The sequence below is a fragment of the Skermania sp. ID1734 genome (assembly GCF_007489285.1).
In the GTDB taxonomy this organism is placed as follows: Bacteria; Actinomycetota; Actinomycetes; order Mycobacteriales; family Mycobacteriaceae; genus ID1734.
This window is the reverse complement of the sequence record NZ_VLIY01000014.1, coordinates 117892-130617: the sequence shown is the minus strand read 5'-3', so window position 1 is coordinate 130617 and position 12726 is coordinate 117892. Positions and strand designations below refer to the sequence as shown.

The following is a 12726-nucleotide window of genomic DNA, read 5'->3' as shown; positions in this document are numbered from 1 at the left end:
CGTCAGTTCAGCAGCGGAGGTTGGCCATGACCGTTGATCTACTGGACGCGCAGGCACCGGCAGTCCCACATCCGCCACATCGCCTTCCGCTGCTCGGCGATCTGCTGGGCATGCGGCCCCGGACGCCGATCCAGAGCATCACCGAGACGGCGCGCACCATCGGTCCGATCTTCGAGCGCAAGATCTTCAACCGGCGAATCGTGCTGGCATCCGGCCCGGACTTGGTGGCCGACCTCTCCGATGAAAAGCGCTTCGGCAAGTTCCTCTCCCCCGCTGTCGCTGCCCTGCGACCGATCGGCGGCGATGGCCTCTTCACGGCGTACAGTTCCGAGCCCAACTGGCGCAAGGCGCACAACCTACTGCGGCCGGCCTTCACCCAGTCGGCGATGCGCAGCTACCACCAGACCATGCTGGATGTTGCCGGTGAACTGACCCGGTATTGGGACCAGCACGCCGGGGTGGCTCCGGTCGACGTGTCGCCGGACATGACGAAGTTGACGCTGGAAACCATCGGCCGCACCGGGTTCAGCCACCCCTTCGATTCGTTCCGCCGAGAGCGGCCGCATCCCTTTGTCGACGCCATGGTCGGCGCGCTGCGCCACGCGCAGCTGCGGACCTTCCTGGCGCCGCCGGTTGTCGGGGATCTCTTGTGGCGCAATGCTGATCGCCGCAACGAACAGCGGCTGCAATACATGTTCGGCGTGGTCGACGACGTGATCCGAGAGCGCCGCGAATCCACCGGCCCGCGCCCGGAGGACCTGCTCGAGTTGATGATGCGAGCGCAGCGCGAACAAGATCCGGATCAGCTCGACGATCGCAATATCCGTTTCCAGGTCATCACGTTCTTGGTTGCCGGTCATGAAACAACCTCGGGGGCACTGTCCTTCGCGCTCTATTACCTGTCGCGGCATCCGGACGTGCTGGCACAGGCGACCGCCGAGGTTGATGCGGTATGGGGAACCGAACGCCCGGGCTTCGAACAGGTCGCGAAGCTGCGCTACGTCCGCCGCGTCCTCGATGAGTCGCTGCGGTTGTGGCCGACCGCGCCCGTGTACGCCCGCGAGGCGAAACAGGACACACTGCTGGCTGGCAGGTACCCGATGAAAGCCGGCGACGGTGTGCTGGTGATCATTCCGGCGCTGCACCGTGACCCGATCTGGGGACCCGACGCCACAGAATTCAATCCCGATCGGTTTTTGCCCGAGCACGTCAAGGGCCGCGCCCCGCACATTTACAAACCCTTCGGAACCGGCGAACGCGCCTGTATCGGAAGGCAGTTCGCGATTCATGAAGCGGTGCTGGTGCTCGGCACCATCCTGCAGCGCTACCACATCGCGGGTGAGCCGGAATATCAACTGCGGGTCGCCGAGCGGCTGACGATGTTGCCGGAGGGGTTTCGCTTGACTTTGCGTCGGCGATAAAAAGCAATTGCTCTCGAACGTTTGTTCGTATACGCTGGTGCCATGGACCATTCGGGGGGACAACCAATATTCGACGCGATCGCCGATCTGCGCCAGAACCTCGCAACACTCGATCGCGATATCGATGACGCTGCACGCATAGATCTGCTCACCGAGCTTGAAGAGCTCAAATCCTGTTGTGCTGCAGCCCAAGCCAAGACAACAGCTGACCTGGACGAATCCCGTCGGCGTGAGCGCGCTCAGCGCGGCGTACCCGCCGATCAGCAGGGACGCGGTATCGGCATGGAAGTCGCGCTGGCTCGCCGCGACTCCACCCACAAGGGGAGTCGGCACCTTGGTATGGCCCGCGCGTTGGTACACGAGATGCCGCACACCCTGCGCTTGCTCGAACGCGGTCTGCTCAGTGAATGGCGCGCGACCATCCTGGTCTGCGAAACCGCCTGTCTGACACGCGAAGATCGCATGGCAATCGACGCCGAGCTCTGCGCGGACCCCGGCACCGTGGAAGGACTCGGTGACCGAAGGCTGCGGGCCAAAGCCCGTGAACTCGCCGCCCGCTATGACGCGGAGGCCATGGTCAAGCGCGCCCGCAAAGCGGAAGGCGACCGGTGCGTCACCACCCGTGCCGCCCCCGACACGATGGCCTATCTGACAGCGCTGCTACCGGTAAAACAAGCCGTCTGCATTTATGCCACCCTCGACCGCGACGCCAAAGCCATTCGCGCCGCCGGCGACAACCGCGGCCACGGGCAGATAATGGCTGACCTGCTCACCGAACGAGTCACTGGCATCGCGTCGGCCAACGCGGTACCTGTCAGCGTCAACCTGATCGTCTCGGACGAAGTGCTCTTCGCTGACGGCACCGAGCCTGGCTATGTGCCCGGCTACGGTCCCATCCCGGCTGGATTGGCCCGGCACTGGGCCAAAGACGCCGCCGCCGACTCACGCGCCGAACTCCGGAAGGTCTACGCAACGCCGAAAACTGGGACCCTGACCGCGATGGAGTCGAAATCCCGATGCTTCCCCACCGCGCTCGCTCGGTTGATCGACACCCGCGATCGTGTCTGCCGAACGCCGTGGTGCGATGCTCCGATCCGGCACCGAGACCACATCACAGCCTACGAGAGCGGTGGCGCTACGACCGCCGATAACGGCGCCGGACTCTGCGAAGCTTGCAACTACGCCGAACAAGGCGAGGGCTTTGACGCCAAACCAGAACCGACACCGCCCGGCGAGCCGCACGTCTACACACTCACCACACCAACCGGACATCAATACCGTTCGGTCGCACCACCTTTGCCGAGGCCGCTCGAACAGATAAATATCGTGGGCGTAGTGGAACGGCACCTTGCGGGACTGTTCTACGACATCACGTATGAGGATGCCGCGTAGATCTACAAGCGTTCGATGATCGACGCGTTCGCGGTGCCGCCGCCCTCGCAAATGGTGAGCAGACCGTAGCGTCCGCCGACCCGATCGAGCTCGTTGAGCAGCGTTGCGAAAAGCTTTGCCCCGGTGGCGCCGAGCGGGTGCCCGAGCGCGATCGCACCGCCGTTGACGTTGACCCGCTCGGGGTCCGCACCAGTGTCCTTTAACCACGAGAGCACCACCGGCGCAAAGGCTTCGTTGATCTCGATGACGTCGATGTCGTCGATCGTCAGTCCCGATCGAGCCAGCGCGTGCTGGGTGGCGGGGATCGGGCCGGTGAGCATGTAGATCGGGTCTGACCCGCGGGCACTCACATGATGAATCCGGGCACGCGGCGTCAGGTTGTGCTGGGCCACCGCCTGCTCCGACGCGAGCAGCGTGGCGCTGGCACCGTCAGAGATCTGGCTGGCCACGGCAGCGGTGAGACGGCCGTCCTCCACCAGCGTCTTCAGTGCCGCCATCTTTTCGAGACTGGTTTCGCGCGGTCCCTCGTCGACCGCAAACTCGCCAACCGGGATGATTTCGCGCTGAAACTTACCGTCGGCGATCGCCGCGCGTGCCCGCTCATGACTACGCAGGGCCCAGCGCTCCATGTCTTCCCGACTGATGTCCCACTTGTGTGCAATCAGTTCGGCGCCATGGAATTGGGAAACCTCTTCGTTCCCATAGCGTTTGTCCCACCCGACGGAACCCTTGAACGGCGTCTCGAACCCGTACTCGCGTCCGGCCAGCATCGCCGCCGAGATGGGAATCGCGCTCATGTTCTGCACGCCACCGGCGATGATCAGATCAGCGGTGCCGCTCATTATCGCCTGGGCCCCAAAATGAATCGCCTGCTGACTCGACCCGCATTGCCGATCGACGGTCACGCCGGGCACTTCGTCGGGGTAGCCGGCCGCCAACCATGCGGTGCGGGCAATATTTCCGGCCTGCGGGCCGACCGCGTCCACACAGCCGAAGATGACGTCGTCCACGGCACCCGGGTCGACGCCGACGCGCTCGACCAGGCCGGTGAGAATAGCGGCGCCCAGATCGGCCGGATGGGTGCCCGCCAACGCGCCATTGCGCTTGCCGACCGCGGTGCGCACCGCGTCGATGATGAATGCCTCGGTCATGTCAGTCTCATTTCTTACTCACGCCGGGCACGGACAGCCCGTCGAGCACGATTGTCAAATAGTGTTTGGCGACCGCGTCCGCGGTCATCGATCCGCCCGGCCGGTACCAGCGGACAGCGACCCACACGGTGTCGCGCAGGAACCGGTAGGCAAGCTCGACATCGGTGTCCGGCCGAAAGCTGCCGTCGCGGATTCCGCGCTCCAGCACGCCCATCCACATCTGCCGGAACTCCTGGTTGCGTTCGTCGATGTAGGCGAACCGCCCGAGGTCGTGCAGATGCTTGGCCTCATCCTGGTAGATGGCCACCGCGGAATGCGAGGCGTCGATAGCCTCGAATGACGCGGTAACCAACGCTTCCAGCGTCGTTCGCGGCGAGAGACCGGCGTCGATGATCTCGCGGTACCTCCCGAACAGGTCATCGAGGAAGCCACGCAAGATCTCATCGACCATCGATTCCTTGGAATCGAAGTGATGATAGAGACTGCCGGAAAGGATACCGGCTGCGTCGGCGATGTCGCGGACTGTGGTTGCTCGTAGTCCGCGCTGCGCAAAGAGTTTCGCCGCTAGATTGAGCAATTCCTCACGGCGACCGCCCTTTTCACCGGTGTCTTTGGGAGCTGGCACTTCAATGGATCCTATCTGCGACGCGGTCAGGCCCGCTGGCTGCTGATCGACACGACCTCACCGGTGAGGTAGGTGGTGTAATCGCTGGCCAGCATGGCGATGGTCGCGGCCACCTCCCACGGTTGCGCGGCCCGACCGAATGCCTCACCGGCGGCCAGCCTGTCGAGCAATTCGTTGGAGGTTACCTTGGCCAGGAATGCGTGCGTGGCGATGCTCGGCGCCACCGCGTTGATCCGCACGCCGAGTTCTGCGGCCTCGATCGCGCTGCACCTCGTCAACGCCATCACGCCGGCTTTTGCGGCGGCGTAGTGCGCTTGGCCGTGTTGCGCGCGCCACCCCAGCACACTGGCATTGTTGACTATCACACCACCGTGACCGGCATTGCGAAAGTACCGCAACGCCTCTCGGGTACAGCGGAACGTACCGTTCAGCGTCACGTCGAGCACGCGATCCCACTGCTCGTCAGTCATGTCGATGACGGGCGTCTCGCCGCCCAGGCCGGCGTTGTTGACGACGACGTCCAACCGTCCCATTACCTGCGCCGCTTCGGAGAACAGTCGGGCAACCTGCTCCGAACTGCTGACGTCGCACGGCACGGCGGCAACCCGTCGATCCGGATAGTTTTCGGAGAGCTCGGCACGCGTGGTTTCCAAACGCCGTTCGTGATAGTCCGAGACGATCACGTCGGCACCCTCGGCGAGCATCCGGCGCGCCGTTGCCGAGCCGATTCCCGTTCCGGCGGCGGCGGTGACGAGAGCCGTTCGACCCGTGAGCAATCCGTGCCCTACGACCTCCGCTGGGGCGATGGCGAGCGGATGGGAGTTGACCGTCATGGACGCGCCTCTCGCGGTAGGCCGAGCACCCGCTCGGCAAGGATGTTGCGCTGCACCTCGTTCGATCCGCCGTAGATCGTGTCGGCGCGACTGAACAGGTAGAGCCGTTGCAGTTCCGATAGCCGCCCGTTCTCGGGCGCGTCAGCAGCGAGCAAGCCCGGCGCACCGAGGACCTCCATCGCGAGTTCGCCGAGACCGCGATGCCAGTTGGCCCACAACAGCTTCGCTACCGACGCCTCACCCGCGCCGGTGCCGGCGTCGACATTCGCGAGCGTCCGCGCGGCGTGCGCGCGCATCACCCGCAGACCGATCCAGGCCCGGGTCAGCTTGTCCCGGATCACCGGATCGCTAGCGGCGCCGTTGCGTTCGGCAAGCTCAACTATCTCTTGCAACTCACGGGCAAAGCCGATCTGCTGACCGAGGGTGGACACCCCGCGTTCAAAGGTCAAGGTGCCCATGGCAATGCGCCAGCCATCCCCGACAGCGCCCACGACCAGATCTGCACTCGTGCGGGCATTGTCGAAGAACACCTCGTTGAACTCGGAGGTCTCGGTCAACTGGAGGATCGGGCGCACCTGCACACCTGGCTGTTTCATCGGCACCAGCAGGTACGACAGGCCGTGATGACGCTTGGACCCGGGTTCTGTGCGCGCGACTACGAAGCACCAATCGGCGACGTGCGCAAGAGAGGTCCATACCTTTTGACCGTTGATGGACCATCCGTCGCCGTCGAGGCGCGCGGTCGTCGAGACCGCGGCCAGGTCGGAGCCGGCGCCCGGTTCGGAGTAGCCCTGACACCACAGTTCGCGCACGGCCTTGATCCCGGGCAGAAACCGGCGTTTCTGGGCATCGGTGCCGAACGCCATCAAGGTGGGGCCGAGCAGTTCCTCCCCGATGTGCGACACCCGTGCGGGGGCGTTAGCGCGGGCGTATTCCTGGTGGAAGATGACCTGTTGTTCCAGCGTCGCCGCACGTCCGCCGTACTCGCGCGGCCAGCCCAGGCAGGTCCACCCGGCAGCAGCCAAGTGGCGGTCCCAGGCCAGCCGCTCCTCATACGCCTCGTGCTCGCGCCCCGGGCCGCCCAGCCCGCGCAGCTGCGCAAACTCACCGACAAGGTTGTCGGCGAGCCAGTCTCGAATCTCCTCGGCGAACCTCGCGTTTGCGGAGTTGCCATCAGCACCCGTCACACGAGTAGGATAACCTACCAAGCACTTGCTTGCTAACGTGGAACGAGAACGACCCGCTAGGTGGAAACGGTGACTCAACCCGCCGCGACGGACCCGTCGCAGACGACGCCCATGGCGCTGCGCCACGCCGCGGCGACGTGGGGCGATTCCGAAGCGGTCGTCGACGGTGACGTGCGAATCACCTGGTCCGGGCTGCTCGCGGCGGTACAGACTGTCGCACGCGGCCTCATTGCCCGCGGACTGCAGCGTGCGGATTGCGTCGCGATCTGGTCGCCAAATACCCATCATTGGGTGACGGCGGCGCTGGCAGTCCACTACGCGGGCGGCGTTCTGATCCCGATCAACACTCGTTACACCGCAGCGGAGGCGTCGGATCTGATTGCACGGACCCGTTCCCGGGTGCTCTTCGTTGCCGCCAGCTTCCTCGGCAAAGACCGGCTCGCCGAACTGCGGCAGTTGACCGACGCCCCCGACCTCGACACGGTGATCCGAATACCCGTGGGCGAGACGGCAACTCCAGGCTCTCCCGGCGACCTCGAATGGGACGATGTCGCCCAGTTTGCGCGGGCGGTCTCCCCGACCGAAGCCGATGAGCGCGCCGATTCCATTGCACCCGAAGATCTTTGCGACATTCTGTTCACGTCCGGTACGACGGGTCGAAGCAAGGGCGCGATGTGCGCGCACCGTCAGGCCCTGGCGGTTGTGCGTGCTTGGGCGGAGTGCGCGACGCTGACCGCGCAAGATCGCTACCTGATTATCAACCCGTTCTTCCACAGCTTCGGTTACAAGGCCGGAATACTGGCGTGCCTGGTTACCGGAGCGACCATCGTGCCGCAGGCCGTATTCGACGTACCGACCGCAATGAGCACTGTTGCGGCGGAACGCATTACCGTCCTGCCTGGGCCCCCGACCATTTACCAGTCGATCCTTGACCATCCCGATCGGGACCGCTTCGAACTGTCCACCCTGCGCGTTGCCGTCACGGGCGCGGCTGTCGTGCCGGTCGCGCTGGTCGAACGAATGCAATCGGACCTGGACTTCGACGTTGTGCTCACGGCCTACGGACTCTCCGAAGGTTGCGGATTCGGCACCATGTGCCGGCCCGATGACGACCCGGTGACTGTCGCGACGACGTGCGGGAGGCCGATCGCGGGCTTCGAGATTCGGATCGATGACCGCACCGGCGAGTTACTCATGCGTGGCCCCAACGTGATGCTCGGATATCTCGACGACCCGGAAGCCACCGCCAAGACCATCGATTCCGACGGCTGGTTGCACACGGGAGATGTCGGCTACATCGACGATCGCGGCTACCTCAAGATCACCGACCGACTCAAGGATATGTACATCTGCGGGGGCTTCAACGTATACCCGGCCGAGGTGGAACAGGTGCTGGCTCGTCTGGACGGCGTCGCCGACTCGGCCGTGATCGGTGTCCCCGATGACCGAATGGGCGAGGTGGGCAAGGCTTTTGTGGTCCGCCGTCCTGATCACGCGCTATCAGCAGACGACGTGATCGGCTACGCCAAGGCGAATCTGGCCAACTACAAGGTGCCGCGAACCGTGGAATTCCTCGACGTGCTGCCGCGGAACGCTGGTGGCAAAGTGCTCAAGCGCGACCTGCGGGCCGCGGAAGGCAGGACATAGCAGTGGATTTGGAACTCGATTCCGCGGAGTTGACATTTCAGCAGGAAGTGCGCGACTTTCTCGCCGAACACGTGCCCGCACAGCCGTTGCCATCGATGGACACCCGCGAAGGGTTCGAAGCCCATCGCGAATGGGAGCGCACGCTGGCCGACGCACGACTGTCGGTGGTGTCCTGGCCGACCGAACTCGGTGGGCGCGACGCATCTTTGGTGGAATGGGTGCTCTTCGAGCAAGAGTACTACGCCGCCGGTGCGCCCGGCCGGGTGAGCCAGAACGGCATCTTTCTGTTGGCGCCCACCTTGTTCGAGCACGGCACCCCCGAGCAATTGCAGCGCATCATGCCGCGCATGGCACGAGCCGACGACATTTGGGCGCAAGCCTGGTCCGAACCGGAGGCGGGCAGCGACCTGGCCGGTATTCGCTCGACCGCAACGCAGACCGACGGCGGCTGGTTGCTGAACGGTCAGAAGACCTGGAATTCCCGCGCCGCCTTCGCGGACTGGGGTTTCGGCCTCTTCCGCAGCGATCCGGCGGCCGAACGACACCGCGGCCTGACCTACTTCATGTTTCCGCTCACCGCGGAAGGTGTCACGGTGCGGCCGATACCGCAACTCGACGGTGAGCCGGGCTTTGCGGAGTTGTTCTTCGACAACGTCTTTGTGCCGAATGCCGACGTGATCGGGGGCGTGCACGACGGTTGGCGCGTCGCGATGAGCACCTCGAGCAACGAGCGCGGGTTGTCGTTGCGTAGCCCGGGCCGGTTCAACGCGGCCACGGATCGGCTCATCCAGTTGTGGCGCAAGCAGGCCGACCCCGCCGACACGGCCGCCCGCGACCGAGTGGTCGATGCCTGGATCGGCGCGGAAGCGTACCGGCTCAGCACGTGGAGCACGGTCACCCGGCTGATCGAAGGCGGCGCGCTCGGCGCGGAGTCCTCGGTGAACAAGCTGTTCTGGTCGCAGCTCGACGTTTCTATCCATGAAACCGCGCTCGATCTGCTCGGCGCTGACGGCGAACTCGAAGGTCCGTGGCTCGACGGGTACTTGTTCTCACTATCCGGCCCGATCTATGCCGGCACCAACGAAATCCAGCGCAACATTGTCGCCGAGCGGCTGCTCGGACTACCGAAGGCCGATCGATGAAGTTCGCATTGTCAACCGAGCAATCCGATTTCGCCCGCAGTCTCGGTGACCTATTGGCCGGCAGCAAGACCCCAGACATCGTGCGATCGTGGGCCCGCGGCGATCTCGACCCTGGGCGGGCGCTGTTGCGGCAGCTCGCCGATGCCGGCGTCACCGGCTTGATCGTCGACGAGTCCTACGACGGCCTGGGGGCGTCACCGGTCGACCTCGTGGTCGCCTTCATCGAACTCGGCCGCGCCGCCGTGCCCGGCCCGTTGGTCGAAACCGCCGCATTCCTACCGGCGTTGCTGCAGCGACTGGACTATCGTGACCTGGCTGCGCAATGGCTGCCGCGACTGGCCACCGGCGCGGCACTCGGCTCCGTCGCGGTACACCCACTGACACCGCGCGCCCTGGACGCCGATATCGCCGACCTGGTGCTCTACGCGGACATGACGACGGTTCGCCGCGCCGATATCAGTGACCGCAGAACGTCAGTGGATGCGGCCCGGCGGTTGTTCGACATCTCCGCGTCCGACGTGGTCGCCGACGACGCCGCGGACGCGGTGAGCGCGGCGGTGGATCACGCCGTACTGGCCTGCGCTGCCCAGCTTCTCGGAGCCGGGCTGAAAATGCTCGAGATCAGCACCGACTACGCGAAGAATCGTGTCCAGTTCGGCAGACCCATCGGTCAATTCCAGGCCATCAAGCACCATTTAGCAGACGCGTTGGTCGCGGTGGAGATGGCGCGGCCGCTGCTCTACGGTGCCGCGACCGCGCTCTCGACGGATTCGCCGACCTCCGCACGCGATGTATCCGCTGCCAAGGTTGCTTGCGGTGATGCGGCGTATCTGGTGGCGCGCAAGGCGCTGCAGGTCCACGGCGCCATCGGCTACACGGCCGAGTACGACCTCTCGCTGTGGTTGACCAAGGTACGGGCACTCCAAAGTGCCTGGGGCACCGCCGAGTTCCACCGCACCCGCATCGCAACCGCATTGCGAGGCACGGCATGATCGGCCGGATCACCGACGAGCAGCGCGACCTGGTAGCGACGGTTCGGTCCCTGCTTGCCAAGCATGCCGGCCTGCGCGAGGCGATCGCCTCGGACTCCGGCTACGACGAAAAGCTGTGGCGGTTGCTGTGCGAACAGGTCGGCGTTGCCGCACTGGCTATACCGGAGGATTTCGGCGGTGTTGGCGCAAGCATCGTCGAGTCGCATCTGGTGTTGTCGGAATTGGGAAGCGTGCTGGCCGCCACGCCGATGCTCGGATCCGTGGCCATCTGCGCGCCGACACTACTCGCGCTCGGCGACGAGAAGTCCTGTGCGCAGTGGCTGCCAGAGATTGCCGCCGGCAGTGCTGTCGCTGCCCTGTGCTGGGCAGGCGAAGCTGGGTGGGATACGCCAGGCGTCAGCGCCGATTCAGCCGGGCGGCTCAGTGGCAGCAGCCAGTACGTGCTCGATGGACACATCGCCGACGTGCTGGTTGTCGTCGCGAGCACCGATGACGGATATGGGTTCTTCGAGGTGGACCCAGCCACAACCACTCGCGCAGCCACTCGCGGGATGGATCCCACTCGGCGCTTTACCAGCGTCAGTTTCGACGCCACCCCGGCGCGACGACTCGACAACGGGAACGGCGGACACGTTATCGATCGCGTACGCGTGATCGCGTGCGCCGCTCTCGCCGCCGAGCAGGTCGGTGCCGCGGACCGGTGCCTGGCCAACACGGTGGCTTACACAAAATCGCGGGTGCAGTTCGGCCGGCCTATCGGCAGCTTTCAGGCGCTGAAGCATCGGATGGCGGATATGTACGCACTGGTGGAGACGGCGCGATCAATGTCCTACGCCGCTACCGCTGCGCTTGCCAACGATGACCCAGATGCCGCCGAATCAGCATTTGCGGCAAAGATTTACTGCTCAGAAGCACTCGAAACGGTTGCCGCCGAGTCGGTTCAACTGCATGGCGGCATCGCCATTACCTGGGAACACGACGCGCACCTGTACTTCAAGCGCGCCCACGCCGATGCGCAATTGTTCGGTGCGCCTCGCTGCTATGTGGAAAAGCTTTCGCAGCACGTGGTTTCCAGCCGTTCCTAACGAGAAGCGGCGGTTGGCGTGAAGCGGACCGGCATGGATTCGAGACCGGAGATGAAGTTCGCCGGTCGCCGCGGTAAGGGCCCGGTCGTAGCTCTTTCCATGTCCGGCAGGCGCGCGAGCAGTCGTTCGAACATCAACCGGGCCTCAATCCGCGCCAACTGATTACCGAGGCAGAAGTGCGTCCCGAAGCCGAAGGCCAAGTGCGGGTTGGGGTCGCGCCTGGAGTCGAAGGCATCCGGGTTGTCGAAGTGGACCTCGTCGAAGTTCGCGGATTCGAAGAGCAACAGCATCTTCTCCCCCGCGCGCAGATCGACGCCGTAGAAGGTGGTGTCGCGGGTGAGAGTCCGGCACATGTTCTTGATGGGTGTCACCCAGCGCAGCATTTCCTCGACCGCACACCGGATTCCGTCGGGGCGCTCGACCAACCGGTCGCGCTGGTCGGTGTGGATCAACAGTTGCTCCATGCCGCCGCTGAGCACGTGCCGGGTGGTCTCGTCGCCACCGACGAGGATCAGCAGCGTCTCACCCACAATCTCGTCGTCGCTGAGTCGCTCACCGTCGACCTCCGCGTGCACCAGGACGCTGGTGAGGTCGTCGGTCGGTTGCTGCCGCCGTTGTGCGATGGTGCGCATGGTGAATTCACCGAACGCTGCATAGGCGCGCATACTCGCCATCAGTTGGTCATTGGAGACGTTGCTGCCCAAGGCCTTTACTAGGTCATCGGACCAGTTCAGAAACATCTCACGCTCACGCGGTCGGACGCCGAGCATGTCTCCGATCACGGCCATCGGCAGCGGCGCGGCCAGGTCGGTAACGAAGTCGCACTCGCCCTTTTCACAGACCGCGTCGATGAGCTGGTCGATGATCGCCTCGATCTGCGGAATTTGTGCCTCTACACGGCGGCGAGTGAAACCCTTGTTGACCAACTTGCGCCGTTGCAGGTGCGCGGGGTCGTCCATATCGATCATCTGGGGCAAGGGGCCGGTTTCCGGCCGAATGCCGCCGGCGTTGGAGAACAAGTCCGGATCGCGTTCGGCAGCCATGATCGCGTCGTAACTCGCCGCCGCCGCGATTGCGTTCGGCACGTCCCTGCACACTGGCGCGTGTCGGCGCATCCACGCGTAGGCCAACCGCGGATCGCCGTGCTCACCTGCGGAGAACCGCCCGTCGAGCAGATCGAAGTCCGGTCTGGTATCAACGCTCGCCATAACCAATACTAGAACGTGTTGCAACCACCCTTCACTGGTAAAG

11 protein-coding genes are annotated in these 12726 nt (G+C 64.6%); 6 read left to right on the top strand and 5 right to left on the bottom strand.

Annotated features, from left to right (window positions below; translation table 11 throughout):
* Nucleotides 1-26 precede the first annotated feature (26 nt).
* Both FOS14_RS18000 and FOS14_RS17995 read left to right on the top strand, forming a co-directional pair.
* Nucleotides 27-1421 (top strand): cytochrome P450, encoded by a 1395-nt coding sequence (locus tag FOS14_RS18000; RefSeq protein ID WP_143772183.1) that lies wholly within the window; start codon nt 27-29, stop codon nt 1419-1421.
* 42 nt (nt 1422-1463) lie between these two features.
* The gene (locus FOS14_RS17995) at nt 1464-2813 is read left to right on the top strand and encodes a DUF222 domain-containing protein (protein WP_143772182.1); all 1350 of its coding nucleotides are present in this window, start codon (nt 1464-1466) and stop codon (nt 2811-2813) included.
* Nucleotides 2814-2815: 2 nt separating this feature from the next.
* On the opposite strand, the gene FOS14_RS17990 is transcribed toward FOS14_RS17995, so the two are convergent.
* The 4 genes from FOS14_RS17990 to FOS14_RS17975 are packed head-to-tail and all read right to left on the bottom strand — an operon-like array spanning nt 2816 to nt 6609.
* Nucleotides 2816-3964 carry an acetyl-CoA C-acetyltransferase gene (locus FOS14_RS17990; protein WP_143772181.1) on the bottom strand — a complete coding sequence of 383 codons (1149 nt, stop codon included), beginning with the start codon at nt 3962-3964 and terminating at the stop codon, nt 2816-2818.
* Between the two features lie 7 nt (nt 3965-3971).
* The gene (locus FOS14_RS17985; protein WP_143772180.1) at nt 3972-4589 is read right to left on the bottom strand and encodes a TetR/AcrR family transcriptional regulator; all 618 of its coding nucleotides are present in this window, start codon (nt 4587-4589) and stop codon (nt 3972-3974) included.
* Nucleotides 4590-4615: 26 nt separating this feature from the next.
* Nucleotides 4616-5422, bottom strand: a complete 807-nt coding sequence (locus tag FOS14_RS17980; RefSeq protein ID WP_143772179.1) for an SDR family oxidoreductase — start codon at nt 5420-5422, stop codon at nt 4616-4618.
* Complete coding sequence (locus FOS14_RS17975; RefSeq protein ID WP_143772178.1) at nt 5419-6609, bottom strand: acyl-CoA dehydrogenase family protein; 1191 nt, start codon at nt 6607-6609, stop codon at nt 5419-5421. Before FOS14_RS17975 ends, FOS14_RS17980 begins: the two co-directional genes overlap by 4 nt.
* 111 nt (nt 6610-6720) lie before the next feature.
* Between FOS14_RS17975 and FOS14_RS17970 the strand changes: the two genes are divergently transcribed.
* The 4 genes from FOS14_RS17970 to FOS14_RS17955 are packed head-to-tail and all read left to right on the top strand — an operon-like array spanning nt 6721 to nt 11475.
* Entirely contained in the window at nt 6721-8256 is a 1536-nt protein-coding gene (locus tag FOS14_RS17970; protein ID WP_143772218.1) for a FadD3 family acyl-CoA ligase, read from the top strand.
* 2 nt (nt 8257-8258) lie between these two features.
* Nucleotides 8259-9398: an acyl-CoA dehydrogenase family protein gene (locus FOS14_RS17965; RefSeq protein WP_143772177.1), complete on the top strand. Its 1140-nt coding sequence runs from the start codon at nt 8259-8261 to the stop codon at nt 9396-9398.
* On the top strand, nt 9395-10390 hold the full coding sequence (locus FOS14_RS17960) for an acyl-CoA dehydrogenase family protein (RefSeq protein ID WP_143772176.1): 996 nt from the start codon (nt 9395-9397) through the stop codon (nt 10388-10390). Before FOS14_RS17965 ends, FOS14_RS17960 begins: the two co-directional genes overlap by 4 nt.
* Nucleotides 10387-11475 carry an acyl-CoA dehydrogenase family protein gene (locus FOS14_RS17955; RefSeq protein ID WP_143772175.1) on the top strand — a complete coding sequence of 363 codons (1089 nt, stop codon included), beginning with the start codon at nt 10387-10389 and terminating at the stop codon, nt 11473-11475. The genes FOS14_RS17960 and FOS14_RS17955 overlap by 4 nt, the downstream gene beginning before the upstream one ends.
* Here the strand turns inward: FOS14_RS17955 and FOS14_RS17950 are convergent.
* A complete protein-coding gene (locus tag FOS14_RS17950; RefSeq protein WP_143772174.1) occupies nt 11472-12683 on the bottom strand; it encodes a cytochrome P450 in 1212 nt (403 codons plus the stop codon). The genes FOS14_RS17955 and FOS14_RS17950 overlap by 4 nt on opposite strands.
* Between the last annotated feature and the right edge of the window lie 43 nt (nt 12684-12726).